The sequence below is a fragment of the Lentzea chajnantorensis genome, assembly GCF_054300775.1.
Window position 1 is genome coordinate 1,606,277 of record NZ_JBSDZT010000002.1, and the last position, 22,763, is coordinate 1,629,039.

Below are 22,763 nucleotides of genomic sequence, written 5' to 3' on the forward strand. Positions count from 1 at the left end.
GCCGGAGCCGGTGCAGCGCGCGGTCGACGTCATGACCACCGGTGAGAAGGTCGCGTTCTGGGTCCTCGGCCCGCTCGCGCTGGCCGGCGCGCTCGGCATGCTGTTCTCGCGCAACGCGGTGCACTCCGCGCTGTGGCTGGTGCTGACCATGCTGAACCTCGGTGTGCTGTACATGGTCCAGCAGGCGCCGTTCCTCGGCTTCGTGCAGATCATCGTCTACACCGGCGCGATCATGATGCTGTTCCTGTTCGTGCTGATGATGGTCGGCCGGGACAGCTCCGACTCGGTCGTCGAGGTGATCAGGGGACAGCGCCTCGCGGCCACGTTCCTCGGCATCGGCTTCGCGGTCCTGCTGGTCAGCTCGATCGCCCGGTCGCTGACCGCGGTGACGCCGGTGGGTCTCGCCGAGGCGAACACCACCAACGGCGGCAACGTCGGCAACATCGGCCAGAAGATCTTCACGGACTACCTGTTCCCGTTCGAGCTCACCTCGGCGCTGCTGATCACGGCGGCCATCGGCGCGATGATCCTCGCGTTCGTCGGCCGCGACGGGAAGCCCGCCAAGAAGACGCAGCGGGAGCTCGTCGAGGAGCGCTTCCAGGAGGGCAAGCGGGTCGGGTCCATCCCCGGTCCCGGTGTCTTCGCCACCGCCAACTCGGTGGCCACGCCCGCACTGCTGCCCGACGGCAGCGTCGCGGAGGAGTCCCTGTTCGAGGTCATCGAGACCACCGACAGGGGCAAGCTCTCCGACGACGTCGCCGAGGTCGCAGGCTCCGGCCACCAGCCGGACCCGCACGCGCTCAAGGGAAGTGAGTCGTGACTCCGACGTACTACCTGCTCCTGTCGGCACTGCTGTTCAGCATCGGCGCCGTCGGCGTGCTGGTGCGGCGCAACGCCATCGTCGTGTTCATGTGCGTCGAGCTGATGCTCAACGCGGTCAACCTGAGCCTGGTGACGTTCGCGCGGATCAACGGCTCGCTCGACGGTCAGGTGATGGCGTTCTTCGTGATGGTCGTCGCCGCGGCGGAGGTCGTCGTCGGCCTCGCGATCATCATGTCCATCTTCCGGACGCGTCGCTCGGCCTCGGTCGACGACTCGAACCTGCTGAAGTACTGAGGGGTCACCGGTGACGGAACCTGTTGCCGCCAGCGGGGTCGCTTCTCTCGCCTGGCTTCTGTTGGCGCTGCCCGCGTTCGGCGCGGTGGTGCTGTTGGTCAGTGGCAAGCGCGCCGACAAGTGGGGCCACCTGCTCGGCAGCGCCACGCTCCTGGCGTCGTTCGGCTACGCGCTCGCGTTGTTCTTCTCGACCCTCGGCGTCTCGAACACCGAGGAGCGGGTCCAAAACCTCAAGCTGTGGGACTGGATCGACGTCAACGCGCTGACCGTCGAGTTCGGACTGCGGCTCGACCCGCTGTCGCTGACGTTCGTGCTGCTGATCACCGGTGTGGGCTCGCTGATCCACATCTACTCGATCGGCTACATGGCGCACGAGGAAGGCAGGCGGAAGTTCTTCGCCTACCTCAACCTCTTCGTGTCGGCGATGCTCCTGCTGGTGCTGGGCAACGGTTTCGTGACCCTGTACTTCGGCTGGGAGGGCGTCGGTCTCGCCTCGTACCTGCTGATCGGCTGGTACCAGTACAAGCCGGAAGCGGCGTCGGCGGCCAAGAAGGCCTTCCTGATGAACCGCGTCGGTGACCTGGGCCTCGCCATCGCGATCTTCCTGATGTTCAACCGCCTCGGGACCACGCAGTACACCGAGGTCTTCAGCCGGGTCGGCGAGTTCAGCGGTGCCGAGGTCCTCGCGATCACGCTCCTGCTGCTGCTCGGCGCCTGCGGCAAGTCGGGCCAGTTCCCGCTGCAGGCCTGGTTGCCCGACGCGATGGCAGGCCCGACCCCGGTGTCCGCCCTGATCCACGCGGCGACGATGGTCACCGCGGGCGTGTACCTGATCGCCCGCTCCAACCCGCTCTACAACCTGAGCGAGGACGGCCGCCTGGTCGTCATGATCATCGGTGGCGTCACGCTGCTGATCGGCTGCATCATCGGCTGCGCCTACGACGACTTCAAGAAGGTCCTGGCGTACTCGACGGTCTCGCAGATCGGCTACATGATCCTCGCCGTGGGCCTCGGCCCTATCGGTTACGCGCTCGGCATCATGCACCTGCTGACGCACGGCTTCTTCAAGGCCGGGCTCTTCCTCGGTGCCGGCTCGGTCATGCACGGCATGAACGACGAGGGCAACATCCGCCGGATGGGCGGGCTCTACAGGTTCCTGCCGATCACGTTCGTCACCTGGACGCTCGGCTACCTCGCGCTGATCGGCATCCCGCCGTTCGCGGGCTACTTCTCGAAGGACGCCATCATCGCGGCGGCGTTCGGCGCGGAGGGCTGGCGCGGGTACGTCTTCGGCGGTGTCGCACTGCTCGGTGCCGCGCTCACCGCGTTCTACATGACCCGCCTGCTGATCCTGGTCTTCCTGGGCAAGCCCCGCTGGAAGGACCTGAAGGCCGAGAACGGCAAGGACTACCACCCGCACGAGTCCCCGCTGACGATGACCATCCCGATGATCGTCCTCGCGGTCGGGTCCGTCGCCGGCGGCTGGTTCCTCTCCTCCGGCGGCCGGCTCGCCGGCTGGCTGGAGCCCTCGCTGGGTGAGCTGCAGGAGTCGCACGGCGTCCTGTCGCACGGCGTGGTCGGAATCCTGACCGTGGTGCTCTCGCTCGCCGGCGCCGGTCTCGCGTTCCTGCTCTTCGGCCGCGGCACGCAGCCGGTCGAGCGGCCGGAGCGGGTGTCGTTCCCGGTCCGCGCGGCCCGCAACGACCTGTACGGCAACGCCTTCAACGAGGCCCTGTTCGCGCGGCCGGGCACCTGGCTCACCCGCGCGCTGGTCTACCTCGACCTCAAGGGCGTCGACGGCGTGGTCAACGGCACCGCGGCGTTGCTGGGCGGTAGCTCCGGCCGGCTGCGCAGGCTGCAGACCGGTTTCGTCCGCTCCTACGCACTGTCCATGCTCCTGGGCTCGATCGTGGTTCTCGGGGCTCTGCTGATGGTGAGGTTCTCGTGAACTGGGTCCTGATCGCGCTGCTGGTCGTGCCGCTCGTCGGCGCGCTGGTGGTGACGTTCCTGCGCAAGGACGACGCGAAGGCCAAGTTCGTCGCGCTGGCGTTCTCGCTCGTCGAGCTGGTGCTCGCGGGTCTGCTGTGGTTCGCCTACGACCCCGACGGTGACCGCCTCCAGCTCACGTCCGGGGTGACCTGGATCGAGTCGTTCGGCGTCCGGCTGTCGTTCGGCATCGACGGCATCGCGCTGGTCATGATCGCGGTCATCGCGCTGCTCATCCCGCTGGTGATCGGTGCCGGCTGGACCGAGCGGCTGCCGGAGGGCCGGTCGCAGGGCGGGTACCTCGCGCTGATCCTGGTGCAGGAGGCCGTGACGGTCGCGGTGTTCGCCGCCACCGACGTCTTCCTGTTCTACGTGCTGTTCGAGGTCATGCTCATCCCGATGTACTTCCTGATCGGCGGCTACGGCGGCGCGCGCAGGCAGTACGCGGCGGTCAAGTTCTTCCTGTACTCGTTCCTCGGCGGCCTGATCATGCTGGCTTCCGCGATCGGCGCCTACGCGATGGCGTCGGACGAGCTGGGCAAGGGCACGTTCGACTGGGCGACGCTCGTGACCGTGGTCCGCGACGCGGACGCGACGACGCAGACCTGGCTGTTCCTCGGCTTCTTCCTGGCGTTCGCCATCAAGGCGCCGCTGGTGCCGTTCCACACCTGGCTGCCCGACGCCGCGGCCGAGGCGCCCATCGGCGTCACGGTGATCGTCGTCGGCATCCTGGACAAGGTCGGCACGTTCGGCATGCTGCGCTACCTGCTGCCGATGTTCCCGGAGGCGTCGAAGAACCTGGCGCCGTACATCCTGGTCCTCGCGGTGGCCGGCGTCCTCTACGGATCGCTGCTCGCCACGGGCCAGCGGGACATGAAGCGGTTCCTCGCGTACGTCTCGATCGCGCACTTCGGCTTCATCGCGCTCGGCATCTTCGCGTTCACGTCGCAGGCCGGCGTGGGCTCGGTGTCGTACATGCTGAACCACTCGATCTCGACGGGCATGCTGATCCTGGTGGTCGGCATGATCATCGCGCGCGGTGGTTCGTCGCTGATCTCCGACTACGGCGGCATGTCGAAGGTGGCCCCGCTGCTCGCGGGCATGCTGCTGATCTCGGGTCTGACCACGCTGTCGCTGCCGGGCACGAACTCGTTCGTCTCGGAGTTCCTGGTGCTGATCGGCTCGTTCCCGACGCAGCCGGTCTACACGGTCCTCGCGACGATCGGCATGGTGCTCGCGGCGCTCTACGTGCTGTGGCTCTACCAGCGGATGATGACCGGCCCGCTGCGCGGCGACGCGCTCGTGGGTGCCGCTGCCGGTCCGGGTGCCGTCGGCGACCCGGAGAAGAAGACGGCCATCGGCGACCTGAACAAGCGCGAGATCGCTGTTCTGGCACCGCTCGTCGTCATCGTGCTGGCCCTCGGGTTCTACCCGCAGCCGGTGCTCGACGTCATCACCCCGACTGTCGGGGCGACGCTGACCGAGGTCGGCGTGACCGACCCGGTCTCCGTGCAGGAAGGCAAGTGACGTGAACCTCCTGTTCGCCCAGGCGCAGCAGATCCAGGCGCCGGAGATCGACTACGCGGCCATCGCGCCGTTGCTGGTGGTGCTCGGCGCGGCGTGCATCAGCGTGCTGCTGGAAGCGTTGCTGCCCAAGCACCAGCGGTGGGCGGTGCAGCTCGTGCTGTCGCTCGTCACCCTGGTCGGGGCCACCGGCGCGCTGATCCTCTACGCGGTGAAGGACGACCGTCCGGCCGCCGGTGTCTCGACGCTGGCGGGTGCGGTCGCCGTCGACTCGCCGTCGCTCTTCCTGTGGGCCACGCTGCTGGTGCTGGCGTTCGGCAGCCTGCTGCTGATCGCGGACCGCTCGGTCGAGCCCGGCGGCGTGTTCGTGTCGCAGGCGGCGATCCGGCCCGGCACGATCCAGGACCGCGCCCAGGCCACCAAGGCCGGGATGCAGACCGAGGTCTTCCCGCTCGTGCTGTTCGCGCTCGGCGGCATGATGACCTTCGTCGCGTCGAACGACCTGCTGACGATGTTCATCGCGCTGGAGGTCATGTCGCTGCCGCTGTACCTGCTGTGCGGCCTGGCCCGCCGGCGGCGCCTGCTCTCGCAGGAGGCGGCGGTCAAGTACTTCCTGCTCGGCGCGTTCGCGTCGGCGTTCTTCCTCTACGGCATCGCGCTGCTGTACGGCTTCGCCGGCTCGGTGAAGCTGTCGGCCATCGCCTCCGCCGCCGCGGGCACGGACCGCTCGGACACGCTGCTGTTCGCGGGCTTCGGCCTGCTGGTGGTGGGTCTGCTGTTCAAGGCCGCGGTCGGCCCGTTCCACGCGTGGACCCCGGACGTGTACCAGGGCGCTCCCACGCCGGTGACGGCGTTCATGGCGGCGTGCACCAAGGTCGCGGCGTTCGGCGGCATCCTGCGCGTGCTCACCGTGGCGTTCCAGAACACCCAGTGGGAGTGGCGGGGCGTGCTGTACGGCGTCGCCGTCGTCTCGATGGTGATCGGCGCGGTGCTCGGCCTCACGCAGACCGACGTGAAGCGCATGATCGCGTACTCCTCCGTGGCGCACGCGGGCTTCCTGCTGATCGGCTCGATCGCCCTGACGCCGGAGGGCGGGTCGCCGGGCGTCAGCGCCACGATGTTCTACCTGCTGGTGTACGGCTTCACGACGATCGCGGCGTTCGGCATCGTCTCGCTGGTGCGCAACTCCGACGGCGAGGCGACGCACCTGTCGCAGTGGGCGGGCCTCGCGAAGCGGTCGCCGCTGGTGGCGGGCATCTTCACGTTCCTGCTGCTGGCACTGGCCGGCATCCCGCTGACGTCCGGTTTCATCGGCAAGTTCGTCGTGTTCAGCGCGGCGATCGAGGCAGGCCTCACGCCGCTCGTGGTGATCGCGCTGGTGGCCTCGGCCGTCGCGGCGTTCTTCTACCTGCGGGTGATCGTGCTGATGTACTTCAGCGAGCCCGCGCCGGACGGTCCGACCGTCACGGTGCCGGGGGCGTTCACCACGGTCGCGATCACGTTGGGTGCGGTGGTCACCCTGGTGTTGGGTCTGTACCCCACGTTGGTGCTCGAATGGGCGGGTACCGGCACCTTCCTCAGCTAGGTGTACGTAGGCTGCTGATGTGACCAGTAGCGAGCATGAGGGACCGGGGTTCGCGTTGGTGGACCCCGTGCTCACCGAGGTAGTCCAGAACGGCCTGGCCGAGGTGGAGCAGCTCCTGCACGACGTCGTGCAGAGCGAGTTCCACCCGGTCACGGAAACCTCGCTTCACCTTGTGGAGGCGGGCGGGAAGCGGATCCGCCCGCTCTTCACACTGCTGGCTTCCCAGTTCGGCGCGGACTACGACCGCGAGAAGGTCGTCAAGGCGGCCGCTGTGGTCGAACTCACGCACCTCGCGACGCTCTACCACGACGACGTGATGGACGAGGCGACCACGCGGCGCGGCGCGGTGTCCGCGAACGCCAAGTGGGACAACAGCATCGCGATCCTGACGGGCGACTTCCTGTTCGCCCACGCCTCCCGCTTGACCGCCGACCTGGGCACGGACGCGGCGCGGATCATCGCGGAGACGTTCTCGATCCTCGTGACCGGTCAGATGCGCGAGACCGTCGGCCCGAAGCCCGGCGAGGACCCGGTCGCGCACTACCTCCAGGTGATCGGCGAGAAGACCGGTGTGCTGATCGCCACCGCGGCCCTCTTCGGCGGCATGTTCTCCGACGCGACCGACGAGCAGACCGACGCCCTGCGCCGGTACGCGGAGGTCATCGGGGCGGCGTTCCAGATCGCCGACGACGTCATCGACATCGCCTCCCCGTCGGTCGAGTCCGGCAAGACGCCCGGCACCGACCTGCGCGAGGGCGTGCGGACGTTGCCGATGCTCTACGCGCTGGCCGACCCCACCGAGACGCGGCTGGCCGAGCTGCTGGCCGGGCCGATCACCGAGGACGCCCTCGTCGACGAGGCGCTGGCGCTGCTGCGCGAGTCCTCCGGCATGGACCGGGCGCGCGAGACCCTCGACGAGTACGCCGACCGGGCCCGCACGGAGCTGGGCAAGCTGCCGCCGTGCGCCGCGCGCGACGCCCTCGAAGAGCTCGCCACCTACGTGGTCGCCCGCACGCGCTGATCCCTCGTCACGCGGGGGCCCCGCGTTCCCTTCAAGCGGGCTGCTCGACCGGCGCGAGCAGTTGCTTGCGCCGGTTCCGCACGGCGTCGGCCGTGAAGATCGCGAGGGCCACCCACACCAGCACGAACCCGGCCCAGCGGCTGGGCGGCATCGGTTCGCGCACCACGAACACGCCCCACGCGAACTGCAGGATCGGCGCCAGGTACTGCAGCATCCCCATGGTGGTCAGCGGGATCAGCCGCGCGCCCAGGCCGAACAGCAGCAGCGGGATCACCGTGACGATGCCGGTGCTCAGCAGCAGGAGCGCGTGGCCGGTGCCCTCGGTGGTGAAGGTGTTCGCGCCGCCGAGCACGAGCAGGTAGCCGAGCGCGATCGGGAAGATCACCGCGCTCTCCGCGGCCAGGCTCGACGTGGCGTCGAGCGGCACCTTCTTCTTCAGCAGCCCGTAGACGCCGAACGAGCAGGCCAGGACCAGCGAGATCACCGGCAGCGTGCCGTAGTCGACCGTGAGCACGATCACTGCGACGACGAGCACACCGATCGCGGCGAACTGCGCCGCCCGCAGCCTCTCCTTCAGCACCACCATGCCGAGGGCCACGCTGACCAGCGGCGTGATGAAGTAGCCGAGCGCCGACTCCACCACGTGGTGGGTGTTGACGGCGTAGATGTAGACGCCCCAGTTCACCGTGATGAGCACCGCGGCCGCCGTGACGATCAGCCAGCCCCTGCCGGACAGTTCGACCAGCGGGCGCCACTTGCGCAGCACCGCCAGCAGCACCCCCATCGTGACGAAAGACCAGACGATGCGGTGTGCCAGCACCTCGACGGGTGCGGCCGGCACGAGCAGTGGCCAGTACGCGGGGAACAGTCCCCAAAGGACGTAGGCGGCCGCGCCGTAGGTGATCCCTCGCCCCTGGGTGTGAACTTCTGCCGAAGTGAGGTTCGGACTCGTCGGGGGAGGCACAGAATCTCACTCTACGCCGCAGGTTCCGGCGCTTGTTTGCGCTGAACGGCGTAGTGGCGCAGCATCATCAACGGCACTGTAGTTTGACTACGCTCACCCTTCCGAGTGAGTGGGTCGGCGCGTGGTCTTAGAAGGGGCTTACCCGTGAATGTCTTCGGGCAGGTCTGGTTGTGGAGTCTGCTGGCGTTCGTCGCGGGGGTGTTGCTCACCTGGCTCGTGATGGTCAGGCCCGCACGGAAGCAGGTCGCGGAACTCGAAGATCGACTTCTTGAGGAGAGGTCGCGGAACACCGCCGCGCCGGTCGCCTCCGCTCCCGTCGACGACTTCGTGGTCGACGAGTGGGAGAGCGGCCCGCAGCGCCCGCTCCGCGACGACATCCTCGCACCCGTCCCGGCACCGGCCCCCTACGCGGAGCCGCCTGCCTACTTCGGTGCGCCCGTGCCGGCGCCCGTCGCGGTGCCGGAGCCGGTCGTCGCCGAACCCGAGCCCGAACCGGAACCCGAGCCCGAACCGGAGCCGCAGCCCGAACCGCAGCCGGAGCCGGAGCCCGCGCCGGTCGTCGAGGCGCCACGCGCGCCGCTGATGTCGCCGGAGGAGGCGCAGCGCCGGTTCGAGGAGCAGCTCGCCGAGCAGAAGGCCTTCGCCGACGCCGCGGAGGAGGACGACCGGCCGCGTTCGTTGTTCGAGCGCCTCAGCCCGGAGTCCGTGCCGGAGGAGACCCCGGCCGAGATGACGACCGTGCTGCCGCGGTCCGGTCTGGAGGCCGCCGACTTCGACGAGGAGCCGGAGCTCCCCGCCGAGCAGACCTCGTTCGTGCCCGCCTACGAGCCGACCGCGGAACCCGGCGCACCCGGCGCGTTGCCGACCGCGGGCCCCGAGGTGGACGGCCCGGCCGACGACTTCATCTACCAGCCGCGCGAGGTGTGGGCCGAGCAGGAGCAGGAGGTGTTCCTCGACGAGGCCGACGAGCAGGAGGACGAGCCCCAGGGCACCCGCTCCGAGCAGACGACCTACATCGCCGTCGAGGAGAGCGCCTGGCCCGCCAACGACCTCACCGGCGAGTACCCCGGCCTGCGGGACGAGCTCACCGGCCGCCTCGACCCCGAGCCCGAGTCGGCCGCCGAGCTGACCGGAGTGCTGGGCGAGCCCATCGACCTCGACGCCCCGCACGTGCGCAATGGCGTCTTCACCGAGCCGCAGCCGGACGCCGAGCCCGCGCAGGACCCCGAGTCCGGGTACGACGAGCCGGCGTACGACACGCAGGTGCACGCGGCCGTGCCCGCGTTCGAGGAGCCCGAGCCCTCCTACGCCCAGGACGAGCCCCCGTACGCCCAGGACGAGCCCTCGTACGTGACGCCCGCCCAGGACGAGCCCGTGTACGGCACGCCTGCCTACGACGAGCCCGCGTACGGCACTCCCGCCCAGGACGAGCCCGCCCGCCAGTCGCCCGCGGCGCACTCCCAGCCGTTCACCAGCCCCGGCGCGGCCCCGGCCACGGCGTTCTCCGCGTTCGGCGACAACACCGACCCGGTCGAGCCGCAGGAACGCCAGCCCCGCGGCATGGGCGCCGCCTTCAACCACCCGCCGGAGACCCCCGAGGAGGCGGCACCCCCGGCGGCCCGCCCCGAACCGGTCGCGGAACGCCCGCGCTCGCTGTTCGAGCCCCTCCTGGACGCCGACGAGCCGCTGCCGGCCACCGGCCAGACCCGTTCGCTGCCGGACACGAGCGACGACCAGCCGTTCGTGCCGAAGTTCGTGCCCTCCGACGAACCCCTGCTCGCCGCCCCGCCGGAGCCGGAGCCGGAACCGGAGCTCGACCTCCCGCAGCGCGTGACCGAGGCCGGCCTGCCCATCCGCGAGGCCCGCAAGACCACGAAGCAGCGCCAGCAGAGCTTCCCGGCCTTCCAGGCGTTCGAGGCCCCCAAGCAGGAGGCCCCGAAGCCGGCGGCGGCCCTGCCCCAGCGCCCCCGCCCGGTCGGCTTCTCGCCGTCCACCGGCGGTCGCCCCAACGGCACGGCAGCCCCCGGCTCCTCCCGCTTCCAGCAGCCGGAGGGCTTCAACCCGCGCTCCCCGTTCGGCCCCGGCTCTGTCCTGCCCAGGTCCGACGGCCACGCCCCGGCGGAGGACTTCGCGGTGAAGGCCACCCTCACCGGCCGCCGCTACTACACGGAGGGCTCGGCGAACTTCGGCGAGACCCGCGCCGACGTGTGGTTCCGCACCGAGTCCGACGCCGAGAAGGCGGGCTTCCGCCCGGCGCCCTGAGCCGCCGCACCTGAGGTGTTGAACGCCGAGAGGCCCCCACCGACTGCGGTGGGGGCCTCTCGCGTTGTCGCCGAGCTGTGGATCAGTCGCTGAGCACGGTCCACGTGTCCTTGCCGTGCAGCAGCTTCTCCAGGTCCGCGGCCTTCGCCTGCTTGGCCGCCGCCACCTGCGCCCGCGCACCGTCGTCGTACGTCGGACGGTCCGCACGCCGGAACACACCGGTCACCGTGTGCGTGAGGTCCTGCGTCGACAACCGCGACAGCGCGAACGACAGGTTCAGGTCCGACGCGTCGTGCACCACGACGTCCGAGGCGTCCACGTCGGCGGACTTCGCGACCGCCAGGCCGAAGCCGTCGCGGACCACGCAGTACTCGCCCTCGCGGCCGAACCGGATCGGCTCGCCGTCGACGACGTTGATGATCCGGCGCTGGGCCTCGTCGGCGTCCTTGAGGACGTCGAACGCGCCGTCGTTGAAGATCGGGCAGTTCTGGTAGATCTCCACGAGCGCCGACCCGCGGTGCTCGGCGGCCTGGCGCAGCACCGACGTGAGACCCGCCTTGTCGGAGTCGAGCGCGCGGCCCACGAAGGACGCCTCCGCGCCCAGCGCCAGCGACACCGGGTTGAACGGGTGGTCCAGCGAGCCGATCGGGGTCGACTTGGTGACCTTGCCCTCTTCGGACGTCGGCGAGTACTGGCCCTTCGTGAGGCCGTAGATCCGGTTGTTGAACAGCAGGATCTTGAGGTTCACGTTGCGGCGCAGCGTGTGGATCAGGTGGTTGCCGCCGATCGAGAGCGCGTCACCGTCACCGGTCACCACCCACACCGACAGGTCCGGCCGCGCCACGGCGAGACCCGTGGCGATGGCCGGCGCACGGCCGTGGATGGAGTGCATGCCGTAGGTGTTCATGTAGTACGGGAACCGGGACGAGCACCCGATGCCCGACACGAACACGATGTTCTCGCGCTTGAGACCGAGCGACGGCAGGAACGACTGCACGGTGTTGAGCACGATGTAGTCGCCGCAGCCGGGACACCAGCGGACCTCCTGGTCCGACTTGTAGTCCCTGGCCGTCTGCTTCTCGTCCGTCGTGGGAACTCCGGTCAGTCCCGGGATTCCGAGGTCGATCGCAGTCACGCCGACACCCCCTTGATCACGTCAGCGAGCACGTCCTGGAGCTCTTCCGCCTTGAACGGCAGACCCTGCACCTTCGTGTAGGACACCGCGTCCACGAGGTACTTGGCCCTCAACAGCAACGCGAGCTGGCCCAGGTTCATTTCCGGCACGACCACCCTGTCGTACCGGCCGAGCACCTCGCCCAGGTTCTTCGGGAACGGGTTGAGGTGCCGCAGGTGCGCGTGGGCGACCGGCAGGCCCAGCTTGCGGACGCGGCGTGCGGCCGCGCCGATCGGGCCGTAGGACGAACCCCAGCCGAGGACCAGCACGCGGGCCTCGCCGCTCGGGTCGTCCACCACGACGTCGGGGACCTCGATGCCGTCGATCTTCGCCTGGCGCAGGCGGACCATCCGGTCGTGGTTCTCCGGGTCGTAGGAGATGTTGCCGGTGACGTCCTGCTTCTCCAGACCACCGATGCGGTGCTGCAGACCGGGGGTGCCGGGCACGGCCCACGGGCGGGCCAGCGTCTCCGGGTCGCGCGAGTACGGCTGGAAGTTCTCCGGGTCGGTAGCGAACTCGACGGTGAGGTCGGGCAGCGCGTCGACGTCGGGGATCAGCCACGGCTCGGAACCGTTCGCGACCGCGCCGTCGGACAGGAACAGCACCGGCGTGCGGTACTTGAGCGCGATGCGGCAGGCGTCCACCACCGCGTCGAAGCAGTCGGACGGCGACTGCGGCGCGACGATCGGCACCGGCGACTCGCCGTTGCGGCCGAACATCGCCTGCAGCAGGTCCGCCTGCTCGGTCTTCGTCGGCAGACCGGTGGACGGGCCACCGCGCTGCACGTCGATCACCAGCAGCGGCAGCTCCGTCATCACCGCGAGGCCGATGGTCTCGGACTTCAGCGCGATGCCGGGACCCGACGTCGACGTGACGCCGAGCGCGCCGCCGTAGGACGCGCCGAGCGCGATGCCGATGCCGGCGATCTCGTCCTCGGCCTGCACGGTCGTGATGCCGAAGTTCTTGTGCTTCGACAGCTCGTGCAGGATGTCCGACGCGGGCGTGATCGGGTACGTGCCGAGCACGACGGGCAGCTTCGAGCGCTGCGCCGCCGCGACGATCCCGTACGCCGTCGCCGTGTTGCCGGTGATCTGGCGGTAGGTGCCGGTGTTGAGCTTCGCGGGCGCCACCTCGTAGGTGACGGCGAAGGCCTCGGTCGTCTCGCCGTAGTTCCAGCCCGCGCGGAACGCCAGGACGTTGGCCTCGGCGATGTCCGGCTTCTTCGCGAACTTCTCGCGCAGGAACCGTTCCGTGCCCTCGGTGGGCCGGTGGTACATCCACGAGAGCAGGCCGAGCGCGAACATGTTCTTCGCGCGTTCCGCGTCCTTCTTGCCCAGGCCGGTCTCTTCCAGAGCGCCGATGGTCAGCGTGGCCATCGCGATCTTGTGGACCTGGAACTTCTCCAGCGAGTCGTCCTCCAGCGGGTTCGAGTCGTACCCGACCTTGGTCAGGTTCCGCTTCGAGAACTCGTCGGTGTTGACGATCAGGATGCCGCCGTCGGGGAGGTCGACGACGTTCGCCTTGAGCGCGGCCGGGTTCATCGCCACGAGCACGTCGGGACGGTCACCCGGCGTCAGGATGTCGTAGTCGGCGAAGTGCAGCTGGAACGACGACACACCGGGCAGGGTGCCCTGTGGTGCGCGGATCTCGGCGGGGAAGTTGGGCTGCGTGGCGAGGTCGTTGCCGAATGCCGCCGCTTCCGACGTGAACCGGTCTCCGGTGAGCTGCATGCCGTCACCGGAGTCGCCGGCGAAGCGGATCACGACGCGATCCAGCTTGCGGGTCTCAGTGCTCATTCCTACGCCGATACCTCTCTCCAAGGGTGGCTGTGCCCCACCGCGAGGGTAGTCGCCAGGACCGCCTGCGAGACGGGCCGTGTACCACTAGGCGAGACGAACCGTCCCATCTGCCGCACCGGGTCCTCACTCAGACGGTAGGCACAGCACTACCAGCGGATACCTGAATGCGGCAGACGTCACCCTCGATACCTGTTACCCACGGTAACACCTAACGCCCGCTGATCCGAGCCTTCATCGCGGCAAGCCTGGCAGCGAACTCTGGAGTGTCGATCGAAACCACCTGTGGCCGCAGCTCCGTCTCGACCGCTTCGCCGTGGTCGTCGAGAACATCGGTCACCCGCATCGTGGCCTTGATGGTCCGGACGAGTTCGGCCGGTGCCTCCGCGGCCGCCCTCGCCAGTCCCCTCGCCGCCTCCACGGGGTTCTCCGCACGCTGGAGGGCCAACCCCGTCCGGACCGCCTCGTCGGCGTCGAGCACCTGCCCGAGCAACGTCATCGCGGTCGCGACCTGCGGCCCGACCTTGCGCTGCAACATCCACGTCATGCCGCCACCGGGGTGGATGCCGAGCTGCAGGAACCGCGCGTCGAACCGCGCCTTCGGTCCTGCCACCAGGACATCGCACGCGAGCGCGAGGTTGAGCCCGGCACCGACAGCGGCCCCGTTGACGGCGGCGATGGTGGGGATCCGCGCGTTCGCCACGGCGAGGAACCCGCGGTAGATCCGCCGCAGCCCCTCGTCCTTGGAGTTGCCGAGCTGCGTGAGGTCCGCACCGGCGCAGAACGCCGGCGGCGCCCCGGTGACGACCACCGCGTTGGCGCGCTCCTCGGCCTCGGCGACCTTCTCCGCGAGCTCCTCCGACAGGTCGATCGTCAACGCGTTGCGCCGCTCCGGGTCGTCGATCGTGATCACGGCGACGGAGTCGGCGCACTCCAGCAGAACCTGAGCCATGGCCCGGACTCTAGGGTGCCGGCGGCCGGTCCAGCAGCCGGGACAGCACCACCGTGGACACCGTCCGGTCGATGATCTCGACGGCCCTGAGCCGCTCCAGCGCCGTCTCCAGGTGGTGGATGTCCGCGGCCCGCAGGTGCACGATCGCGTCCGCCGCGCCGGACACCGTGTAGGCCGCGCTGACCTCGGCCATCGGCTCCAGCCGGTGCTGGATGTCGTGCGGCGCCACGTTCCCCCTGCAGTGCACCTCCACGAACGCCTCGGTGCCCCACCCGAGCGCCTCCGGGTCCACTACGGCCGTGAACCCGCGCAACACCCCGTTGTCCAGCAGTTTGTCCACCCGCCGCTTCACCGCGGGTGCGCTGAGCCCGACCTCCTTGCCGATCTCCGCGTAGCTGGACCGTGCGTTCGCCATCAGGCACGAAATGATTCGCTGGTCAATGCTGTCCACACGCAACATTCTGCCCTAGTTCACGCAATATCGCGGCGTTGTTCGAGGGTCATCCTCACCTTTACATTTCGATCCATGACGGTATCCATCTCCGGGCCGGCCGAGCCGATCACGCTCGACATCGCCGCACCCCTCGCGCCGACGCGCACGCCGACCACCCGTCGGTACCTGATGTGCCCGCCGACGTACTTCACGGTGGAGTACGCGATCAACCCGTGGATGGACCCCACGCAGCCCACCAGCACCTCGCTGGCCGTGGAGCAGTGGACCGCGCTCAAGGAGACCTACGAACGCCTCGGCCACGAGGTGAACGTCATCGACCCGGTCCCCGGCCTCCCCGACATGGTCTTCTCCGCCAACAGCGGCACCGTCGTCGACGGCCGCGTCCTCGGCTCCCGCTTCCGCGCCCCGCAACGCGCGGCAGAAGCCGACCACTTCCGCCGCTGGTTCCTCGCCTCCGGCTACAACTCCGTCGTCATGCCCACCGCCGTGAACGAGGCGGAGGGCGACTTCACCTGGACCGGCACCCTGCTGCTGGCCGGCACGGGCTTCCGCACCGACCCCCACGCCCACGGCGAGGCCCAGGAGGTCCTCGGCGTCCCCGTGGTGTCCCTGCAGCTGGTCGACCCGCGCTTCTACCACCTCGACGTGGCCCTGTTCATGCTCGACGACCAGTCCCCGACCCCCCTGGTCGCCTACTACCCGGAAGCCTTCTCGCCCGGCTCACAGGCGGTGCTGCGCCGCCTCTTCCCGGACGCGGTGATCGCCAACGACGCCGACGCGGTCTGCCTGGGCCTGAACGCGGTGTCCGACGGCAAGCACGTCGTGATGCCCGTCGAGGCAACGCACCTGGCGGAGCAGGTGGCCCTGCGCGGGTTCGAGCCCGTGTTCGTGGACATCTCGGAGCTGCGCAAGTCCGGTGGCGGGCCGAAGTGCTGCACGATGGAACTGCGCGGCTGACCTCGCCCACGCGACCATCACGATCTGCGCTGGAAGGAGCTCCCGAACCGGGTCTTCGACCAGCGCAGATCCGTTTCCGGGCGAACTACCGCTCCGACACGGTGATCGACATCTCGGCACTATGGGAACCATGCCTGCCGATCCCAACAGCCCCACCCCCGCACCGGTGGAGAACGACTACGACCTCTTCGCCGAGAACTACACGGCCGTGAACGAGACCAGCCTCCTCAACGCCCACTACACCCGGCCCGCGATCGTGAACCTGGCCGGTGACGTGACCGGCCGGCGGATCCTGGACGCCGGGTGCGGCTCCGGCCCCATCTCGAAGGTGCTGCGCGACAAGGGCGCCGCCGTGGTCGGCTTCGACCGCAGCGCGAAGATGGTGCAGCTGGCCCGGCAGCGCCTCGGCGACGACGCGGACCTGCGGGTCGCCGACATCAGCCGGCCGCTGCCGTACCCCGACGGCGCGTTCGACGACTGCGTTGCCGCGCTGGTCCTGCACTACCTGGAGGACTGGTCCGCACCGCTGGCCGAGCTGCGGCGGGTGTTGAAGCCCGGTGGGCGGCTGATCGTGGCCGTCAACCACCCCATCATGCTCAAGATCCTGGATCGCAAGGCCAACTACTTCGCGACCACCAAGTGGACCGACGAGTACGACTTCAACGGCCAGAAGGCCACGCTCACCTACTGGCACCGGCCGTTGCACGCCATGACCGACGCCTTCACCGCGGCGGGCTTCCGCACGGCCGTCATCAGCGAGCCGCCTCCGGCGCCGGAGGCCCATGAGCTGTTCCCCGACGAGATGGCGGAGTTCCCGGGCGGGGCCTTCCTGAGCTTCCTGTTCTTCGTCCTGGAAGCCGCCTGACCCGGAACGGCGGAGCAGTGGATCTGCGCTGGTCGGACGACTTGGAGCAGGGTTTTCGCCAGCGCAGATCTGCTTTGTGCGGGCCTACGCGCCACGCAGCGGCGGGCGGGCCTCCTGGTGCGGCACCGGAGCGGTGTGCCGGGCGTTGATCGCCTGAGCCTCGGCGAGCTGGTCCTCCAGCGTCACGATGCGGCAGGCCGCGTCCAGGCCCGTGCCCTGGTCGACCAAGGCGCGGACGCGGGCGGCGAGGCGCAGTTGGTAGCGGCTGTACCGGCGGTGGCCGCCGGCCGAGCGCTGGGGCTCGATGAGCTTCGCCTCGTCCAGGCTGCGCAGGAAGTTCGCCGAGGTGTTCAGCAGCTCCGCGGCCCGGCCCATCGTGTAGGCGGGGTAGTGCTCGTCGTCGAACTTCTCGGCTGTCGTCTGCGGGTTCTCCGCAGTTGATTCATCTGTGCCAGGGGTCATCGCGCCTCCGCATCACGAGGGGCCCCGATGCCGTAGCACCGGGGCCCCAGGGTTGTTGGGTTTCACTTCCACCTAGCCGACCGTGAGATCGACTTGCTCTGTCCGCACGGCCCCTGTCAGAAGCGGGCACTGCGGGGATCGCGTGTGCGTAACCGAAGACCACCTTCCAATCTGATGGAACTGCGGTACCCGTCCGGCCGAGTTCAGCCGAAGGCGGGCGATCCGATGGGGTGCAACCCTTCCCTTCTCCTCTGATTACTGCTCTTTCACTCTCACGTGGCTGTCGGCACCGGACCTCATGCACATGCCGGTTTCGCTTCCACCGACTGCCTTCTTGCACATCTCACGGGCAGTTCGTCATCTCCCGTGCCCTGGACCTCTTGTTCGACGAGGAGAATGCTACCCACATCGGACCGAGGATGTCTACCTCCGCCACCACAGATTTTCTCCCGCAGGCAACGTGCACCGTCGACCAGCCGCTCATCGCAGCCCTGCGAGCTCCTACCGCCTGTGGACAACCCTTCAACGGCGCGGGAAGGCCTTCAAAGGCCCATGGAGTTCGATCAACGCGACTACCCGCTCGTTAACGCTCCTGCAGCCCGCCGTGTGGACGGTGCCGCTCAACGACCAACGGCCGTATGCGCACCCTTCGGCTCCATACGCTGGCCATCGCCCGGAGGCACACGCCTAAGAAGAGGAACGGCTCCCTGGCCAGAGGGAGCCGTTCGATCACCTTCGCCGGGCTGAAACCACCCCACACGCGAAGGAGCTTGCGACAAGTGACGTTAGCCAGTCGGTTCGCCGCCCAGAACCACGCGGACGACGAACGGTCGGTCGCGCCTGCCGGCCAGCACGCCTGTTCTCGCCGAAGCGAAGGACCCGCCGAGAACCTCTGGTCCACGATCCGCCACCACACGTCCAGCTGGTCACTGCTGCTGCGCCTGCTCACGCTCGCGCTCGGCGTTGCGGTGTTGTTGGGCGCGGCCACCGCGCTGATGTGGCTCCTCGGCATGAGGGTCGGCATCGCGGGCTTCGAGGTTGCACCCGCGTCCTGAGCCGGTGGCCCTCGTCAACGGTGCCGAGGGCCACCGAACGGCAGTAGCCTCCGGCGGGTGCCCACCGTTCTCGTCATCGGCTTCGACCCGCACACCATCCCCGGCTACGACCCGGACGCCGTCGCCGCGGCCATCGAGCAGGGCAGCAGGCTCGCGGCCGAGCTCGGTCTCGCCGAGGACCTCCACCTCGTCGACTTCGCCCAGCTCGGCGACGCCGCGCTGGCCGGGATCGCCGACCGGCTCAAGGTCAAGCGGTACGACTGCGTGGTCGTCGGTGGCGGCATCCGCAAGCAGCCGGAGCTGCTGGAGGTGTTCCAGCAGGTGGTGAACCTCGTGCACTGGCTCCAGCCGGACGCGGCCATCGCGTTCAACAGCGGGCCGGGCGACAGCGCGGACTGGGTGCTCAAGGCGCTGGAGCAGAGGCGCCAGAACAACCGGCCGTGAACCGCGGCGGCCACGCTTCCGTACCTCTCATCAGAACTGCGTGCCAAGCGAGCACCGAGCCGGCAGACAGCTCTGCCGGTTCGTCAGGAGGCAACGATGAACACATCACGGAAGCATTCACAGCACTGCTGACTGTGTGTTAGCAACGGATCGCCCAAGTCATCGGAAACGTGACGAGAGTCACCGAACGGGTGCCCAGGCTTGCCTGTGCTCGTGACGCGAGGTTACGTTCTCGCCCGCCGATAACGGTTTGGTCACTGGCAGGACACGGGAACCGCAGCTCGACGGGTTCCGCGGGTCCGCCCGGAATCCCCCGCCGGGAACGCCGGAGACCAAGCTCCCCGACGCAGGAGGCTCCCCCTTGGCCCGGCACAGCAAGGCCGCCGGCCGAACCGTGTACACGGTCGTGCCCAAAGCAGAAGTGAAGCCCGGTTCCCACCGCGCCGAGGACGACAAGGTCCCGCTCGCCCACCGCGTGAGCGCCATCGTCGTCGCGGCGGGTGTCGCCGCCGGCACGGCCGCCATCGCCAACGCGGCCACCAGTGGCTCCTCCACCGACCTCGCCGCGGGTGCGGCCGAGCTCGGGGCGGCTCCGCAGACGCAGCAGGCCTTGAAGACCGTGCACGACGTCAACCCCGGCGGTGAGGTCGGGCGCCTGCTGCAGTTCCAGCAGATGTACGCGATGCAGACGTTCGAGCAGGCGAGCAAGATCGCCAAGGACGCGCACGCGCAGCGGGTGGAGGCGGCTCGCGTCGAGGCGGAGCTCCAGGCCGAGATGCGCAAGCCGGCCAAGCAGCGCGAGGTCGAGGGCTGGATCAAGGAAGCCATCAAGGTCCTGCAGGCCAACGGCACCAACATCGACAACAGCAGCCTCGACGAGATCTACACGATCATCATGAAGGAGTCGAACGGCAACCCGAACGCCGTCAACAACTGGGACTCCAACGCGCTGCGCGGCACCCCGTCCAAGGGGCTCATGCAGTGCATCGACCCGACGTTCCGCGCGTACAAGCTGCCGGGGTACGACAACATCCTGGCGCCGGTCGACAACATCATCGCCGGTGTCCGCTACACCTACGCGCGCTACGGCGGCTTCCACAACCACCCGGGTCTGGTCAACATGAACCTGGGCGGCGGGTACCTGGGGTACTGAGAACGGTCGCCCCGGGGTGCGGGAACCCCATCGGCGGGCGATGCTGTCAACAGAGTTCACCCACAAGCATGGCGGCCCTAGCGGGCGCACGCCCGGTAGTGCTCCCATCGAAGCGATCCCCCGAACGCAGGGAGTGGCCGATGAACGAGCAACAGGCACCCGACACCGAGCTGGCGAAGATCCGCTCGGAGGCGACGAGCTGGCTGGCCAAGATGGCCAAGGCCCAGCACCGTCCCAAAGTCGAGCCCCGCAGGCCTGAGCACGACGCCATGACACCCGCGAAGACGCAGTAGCGCAGCACCCGCAGGACCCCGGGAGCGCCTCGGCTACGGCCGGGGCGCTTCTGCTGTGAAGGCCGCCCACAGCAGGTTGAGCGGGTGATCGGCCGGGTGCTTCGACAGTTCGTCCGTTCGGGCGAAAACGCCGACGAGCCGCTCCAGCGAGTCATCTGCGAGCTCGACGACCCGGAGGCCGCCTCCCTCCCGCAGCTCGTTGTTCGACGCCACCACGCCCAAACCGGACGTCACGATCATGGCTCCCTGGACGAGGTTCGAGCGCAGCAGCGAGATGCCGTACTGGATCTCGTCGATCTCTGCGGCGATGTCGATGCTCTGCCGGTAGTCGGGGCCGAACCAGCCGCGCAGGAACTCCGCGATCAACCCCGCTCCCGGCACCACCAGCGGCAGGGACCGCAGCTGCGGCACCCGCACCCGTTCGCCGACGACCGCGTCCGGCAGGTTCGTCAGCAGCGCCAGGCCGCCGCGCCGCCACTCGATCACGTCGAACTCCGGCCGCTCCCAGCCGGCGCCCGCCCGCGTCACGACGCTGCCGCACACCACGTCGACCTCGCGGGTCTCCAGCTTCGTCCAGATGTCCTTGGTGCGGATGTGCACGACCTTGAGGTCCACGTCGCGCTCGCGGAACTCGTCGGCGACGTGGTGCCACGCCTTCGCGAGCGTGTCCAGCATGTATCGCGTGGTGCCGACGGTGACGGTCGTCCCGAGCTTGCGGCGGCACTCGTGAATTCCGTCGAGCCAGTCCGCGAGCGTCTCCCGCGCCATTTCGACGAGCGACTCACCGGTGGGCGTGAACAGCACGTCCCTTCCGCGTCCCTGCTTCACCACCAGCGGTTCACCGCACAGTTCCCGGAAGTTCCTGTTCAACGTGTCCAGCTGCTTCTGCACGCTCGACTGCTCACGTCCCAGCGCCCGTGCCGCGCGCAGGGCCGACCGGGTCTCGTGCACCGTCAACAGCGTCCTGAGCTGGTCCATCGTGGTGTCCAGGAGAGCACCGGGCATGTTCAGCAGACGGTGCAGCGAGGTGCTGGTGGGCAGCACCAACTGGGACGAGCCGGACATCGGAACCCTCTCTGGTGTTCTACCGATCAGTTGAACTGAACTTGACCGCAGTTCGCAGACAGATAATCTGCAGATTCTGCCGGTAAATCCCTGGACACTTATCTGGCGGTGTACAAAACTATCCGCGGCGACCACGCGTGGGAGCCGATTCCGGGGGGAATCATTGGGGGGTGGGGGTCCGCCAGGCGCAAGCCGGCGGGCCCCCAAGTATTACCCTCGCTGGTTGTGACGGCTTCCGCTCGCCTGGAATGGGGCACCACCTACCAGGTCACCGTGCTCGAACTCGGACTCGCCTGCTGCGGGGTAGAGGTGATGGCAGCGCTCGACCGCCTCCCCGGCCTCGGCGTGACGCCGGTCGACGGCGCGGGCGAGGCGCACGTGCTCGTCGTCTCCGGCACCGTCACGGACGTCATGTTGCCCGCTGTGCTCCGCAGTTACGAGGTCATGCCGGAACCCAGGTACGTGATCTCCGTGGGCGCCTGCAGCAACACCGGCGGCCCGTACTGGGACTCCTACAGCGTCACCAAGGGCATCGACCAGGCGTTGCCGGTCCACGTCGCCGTCCCCGGCTGCCCGCCGCGCCCGGAGGCGCTGCTCGAAGGCCTCAGGGCGCTGCACCGGCTGGTGAACGCGTGACGACCACCCCCAAGACCGCGTTCGGGCAGACGGTCCACCACGTCGAGCTCGCCGACTGGCTCACCACCGCCACCGAACACCACGCCGCGGGCTTCGCGATGTTCGACTGGCTCGGCGTCGAGGATGCGGGCCGGCCCGGTGCCGTCGGCCGGCGCCACGCCGTGTTCCTGCACGTCATCGACCCGAGCACGCGCGAAGGCGTCATGCTGCGCACCGAGGTCGGCCAGGACGACCCGCTGCCGAGCGTCGCCCACCTCTGGCGCGGCGCCGAGTGGCACGAGCGCGAGGCCGCGGAGATGTTCGGCATCGTGCTCACCACGCCCGGCGACCGCCTGCTGCTGCCCGACAGCTTCCAGGGCCACCCGCTGCGCAAGGACTTCGTGCTGGCCTCCAGGGTCGTGCGCCCGTGGCCGGGCCGGCTGGAGCCGGGCGAGGACAACACCAGCGCGCCCAGCCGCCGCCGCACCGCACCGCCCGGAGTGCCGGACCCGTCGTGGGGCCCGCGCCGTGAAGAGGAGAGCACGCCATGACCGGGCCGGAGAACGGCAACAGCCTCCCGCCGCGCACGAGGGGCGTCATCGCGCTGCTGGAGGCCAACTGCACGGTCTGCATGATCTGCGCGCGCGAGTGCCCCGACTGGTGCATCCACATCACGTCGCACACCGAGGTCGAGCAGCAGGCCGGCAGCGCCCGCCCGCGCAGCCGCAACGTGCTCGACCGGTTCGCGATCGACTACGGCCAGTGTCTCTACTGCGGCATCTGCGTCGAGGTGTGCCCGTTCGACGCCCTGCACTGGGCACCGGAGTTCGGCTATCCGGGCACCGGGTCGCTCGACGGCGACGGCGCCGTGGCGGAGCTGGTGCACGAACGGGACGTGCTGGCCACGTGGGTCGACCAGGTGCCACCGCCGCCCGCGCTGGACCCGGCCGCGGAACCGGCGCCGGAGACGGCCACCGGAACCGGGAGGCGACCGGGTTCGTTGAGGGGTAGGACGTGAGG

The 22,763-nt window shown here is 69.2% G+C and carries 23 protein-coding genes; 16 read left to right on the forward strand and 7 right to left on the reverse strand.

Going from position 1 to position 22,763, the window contains the following annotated elements; all coding sequences use genetic code 11:
• Positions 1-31 precede the first annotated feature (31 nt).
• The 6 genes from ACVDFE_RS08660 to ACVDFE_RS08685 are packed head-to-tail and all read left to right on the forward strand — an operon-like array spanning position 32 to position 7,232.
• Positions 32-820: an NADH-quinone oxidoreductase subunit J gene (locus tag ACVDFE_RS08660; protein WP_458434296.1), complete on the forward strand. Its 789-nt coding sequence runs from the start codon at positions 32-34 to the stop codon at positions 818-820.
• On the forward strand, positions 817-1,116 hold the full coding sequence (gene nuoK, locus ACVDFE_RS08665) for an NADH-quinone oxidoreductase subunit NuoK (protein WP_030473209.1): 300 nt from the start codon (positions 817-819) through the stop codon (positions 1,114-1,116). Before ACVDFE_RS08660 ends, nuoK begins: the two co-directional genes overlap by 4 nt.
• Before the next feature lie 10 nt (positions 1,117-1,126).
• Entirely contained in the window at positions 1,127-3,064 is a 1,938-nt protein-coding gene (nuoL, locus tag ACVDFE_RS08670; protein WP_458430155.1) for an NADH-quinone oxidoreductase subunit L, read from the forward strand.
• Entirely contained in the window at positions 3,061-4,629 is a 1,569-nt protein-coding gene (locus tag ACVDFE_RS08675) for an NADH-quinone oxidoreductase subunit M (RefSeq protein ID WP_360399651.1), read from the forward strand. Before nuoL ends, ACVDFE_RS08675 begins: the two co-directional genes overlap by 4 nt.
• 1 nt (position 4,630) lies before the next feature.
• Positions 4,631-6,211 (forward strand): NADH-quinone oxidoreductase subunit NuoN, encoded by a 1,581-nt coding sequence (gene nuoN, locus ACVDFE_RS08680; RefSeq protein ID WP_360399648.1) that lies wholly within the window; start codon positions 4,631-4,633, stop codon positions 6,209-6,211.
• A 55-nt stretch (positions 6,212-6,266) separates the two neighbouring features.
• Positions 6,267-7,232: a polyprenyl synthetase family protein gene (locus ACVDFE_RS08685; protein ID WP_458434297.1), complete on the forward strand. Its 966-nt coding sequence runs from the start codon at positions 6,267-6,269 to the stop codon at positions 7,230-7,232.
• Between the two features lie 31 nt (positions 7,233-7,263).
• Here ACVDFE_RS08685 and rarD read toward each other — a convergent pair whose 3' ends face one another.
• A complete protein-coding gene (rarD, locus tag ACVDFE_RS08690) occupies positions 7,264-8,196 on the reverse strand; it encodes an EamA family transporter RarD (RefSeq protein WP_458430156.1) in 933 nt (310 codons plus the stop codon).
• A gap of 144 nt (positions 8,197-8,340) precedes the next feature.
• Between rarD and ACVDFE_RS08695 the strand changes: the two genes are divergently transcribed.
• Positions 8,341-10,458, forward strand: a complete 2,118-nt coding sequence (locus tag ACVDFE_RS08695) for a sunset domain-containing protein (protein ID WP_458430157.1) — start codon at positions 8,341-8,343, stop codon at positions 10,456-10,458.
• 82 nt (positions 10,459-10,540) lie between these two features.
• On the opposite strand, the gene ACVDFE_RS08700 is transcribed toward ACVDFE_RS08695, so the two are convergent.
• From ACVDFE_RS08700 to ACVDFE_RS08715, 4 genes are all read right to left on the reverse strand, one after another.
• The gene (locus tag ACVDFE_RS08700) at positions 10,541-11,593 is read right to left on the reverse strand and encodes a 2-oxoacid:ferredoxin oxidoreductase subunit beta (protein ID WP_360399639.1); all 1,053 of its coding nucleotides are present in this window, start codon (positions 11,591-11,593) and stop codon (positions 10,541-10,543) included.
• A complete protein-coding gene (locus tag ACVDFE_RS08705) occupies positions 11,590-13,428 on the reverse strand; it encodes a 2-oxoacid:acceptor oxidoreductase subunit alpha (RefSeq protein ID WP_360399636.1) in 1,839 nt (612 codons plus the stop codon). Before ACVDFE_RS08705 ends, ACVDFE_RS08700 begins: the two co-directional genes overlap by 4 nt.
• A gap of 211 nt (positions 13,429-13,639) precedes the next feature.
• Positions 13,640-14,380, reverse strand: coding sequence for an enoyl-CoA hydratase (locus ACVDFE_RS08710; RefSeq protein WP_458430158.1), 741 nt, complete (start codon positions 14,378-14,380; stop codon positions 13,640-13,642).
• Positions 14,381-14,390: 10 nt separating this feature from the next.
• Complete coding sequence (locus ACVDFE_RS08715; protein WP_360399630.1) at positions 14,391-14,831, reverse strand: Lrp/AsnC family transcriptional regulator; 441 nt, start codon at positions 14,829-14,831, stop codon at positions 14,391-14,393.
• 75 nt (positions 14,832-14,906) lie between these two features.
• On the opposite strand from ACVDFE_RS08715, the gene ddaH reads away from it, so the two are divergent.
• Complete coding sequence (gene ddaH, locus ACVDFE_RS08720) at positions 14,907-15,791, forward strand: dimethylargininase (protein ID WP_360399627.1); 885 nt, start codon at positions 14,907-14,909, stop codon at positions 15,789-15,791.
• Positions 15,792-15,921: 130 nt separating this feature from the next.
• Positions 15,922-16,656, forward strand: coding sequence for a class I SAM-dependent methyltransferase (locus ACVDFE_RS08725; RefSeq protein ID WP_458430159.1), 735 nt, complete (start codon positions 15,922-15,924; stop codon positions 16,654-16,656).
• Between the two features lie 84 nt (positions 16,657-16,740).
• Here the strand turns inward: ACVDFE_RS08725 and ACVDFE_RS08730 are convergent, their stop codons facing one another.
• The gene (locus ACVDFE_RS08730; protein ID WP_360401810.1) at positions 16,741-17,118 is read right to left on the reverse strand and encodes a helix-turn-helix domain-containing protein; all 378 of its coding nucleotides are present in this window, start codon (positions 17,116-17,118) and stop codon (positions 16,741-16,743) included.
• A gap of 779 nt (positions 17,119-17,897) precedes the next feature.
• Here ACVDFE_RS08730 and ACVDFE_RS08735 point away from each other — a divergent pair.
• The 4 genes from ACVDFE_RS08735 to ACVDFE_RS08750 all read left to right on the forward strand — a co-directional run bounded on the left by ACVDFE_RS08735 (position 17,898) and on the right by ACVDFE_RS08750 (position 20,063).
• Positions 17,898-18,173, forward strand: coding sequence for a hypothetical protein (locus ACVDFE_RS08735; RefSeq protein WP_360401813.1), 276 nt, complete (start codon positions 17,898-17,900; stop codon positions 18,171-18,173).
• Between the two features lie 57 nt (positions 18,174-18,230).
• Positions 18,231-18,617, forward strand: a complete 387-nt coding sequence (locus ACVDFE_RS08740; protein ID WP_458430160.1) for a hypothetical protein — start codon at positions 18,231-18,233, stop codon at positions 18,615-18,617.
• Between the two features lie 406 nt (positions 18,618-19,023).
• Positions 19,024-19,770 (forward strand): transglycosylase SLT domain-containing protein, encoded by a 747-nt coding sequence (locus ACVDFE_RS08745; protein ID WP_360401819.1) that lies wholly within the window; start codon positions 19,024-19,026, stop codon positions 19,768-19,770.
• A 140-nt stretch (positions 19,771-19,910) separates the two neighbouring features.
• Positions 19,911-20,063 (forward strand): hypothetical protein, encoded by a 153-nt coding sequence (locus tag ACVDFE_RS08750; RefSeq protein WP_360401822.1) that lies wholly within the window; start codon positions 19,911-19,913, stop codon positions 20,061-20,063.
• 33 nt (positions 20,064-20,096) lie between these two features.
• Here the strand turns inward: ACVDFE_RS08750 and ACVDFE_RS08755 are convergent, their stop codons facing one another.
• The gene (locus ACVDFE_RS08755; protein ID WP_360401825.1) at positions 20,097-21,128 is read right to left on the reverse strand and encodes a LysR family transcriptional regulator; all 1,032 of its coding nucleotides are present in this window, start codon (positions 21,126-21,128) and stop codon (positions 20,097-20,099) included.
• Between the two features lie 225 nt (positions 21,129-21,353).
• Between ACVDFE_RS08755 and ACVDFE_RS08760 the strand changes: the two genes are divergently transcribed.
• Genes ACVDFE_RS08760 through ACVDFE_RS08770 form a run of 3 tightly spaced genes read left to right on the forward strand, consistent with a single transcriptional unit; the run spans position 21,354 to position 22,761 of the window.
• Positions 21,354-21,764, forward strand: coding sequence for an NADH-quinone oxidoreductase subunit B (locus ACVDFE_RS08760; protein ID WP_458430161.1), 411 nt, complete (start codon positions 21,354-21,356; stop codon positions 21,762-21,764).
• Positions 21,761-22,294, forward strand: coding sequence for an NADH-quinone oxidoreductase subunit C (locus ACVDFE_RS08765; RefSeq protein WP_360401831.1), 534 nt, complete (start codon positions 21,761-21,763; stop codon positions 22,292-22,294). Before ACVDFE_RS08760 ends, ACVDFE_RS08765 begins: the two co-directional genes overlap by 4 nt.
• Positions 22,291-22,761 carry a 4Fe-4S binding protein gene (locus ACVDFE_RS08770; RefSeq protein WP_360401834.1) on the forward strand — a complete coding sequence of 157 codons (471 nt, stop codon included), beginning with the start codon at positions 22,291-22,293 and terminating at the stop codon, positions 22,759-22,761. The genes ACVDFE_RS08765 and ACVDFE_RS08770 overlap by 4 nt, the downstream gene beginning before the upstream one ends.
• The last annotated feature ends 2 nt before the right edge of the window (positions 22,762-22,763 follow it).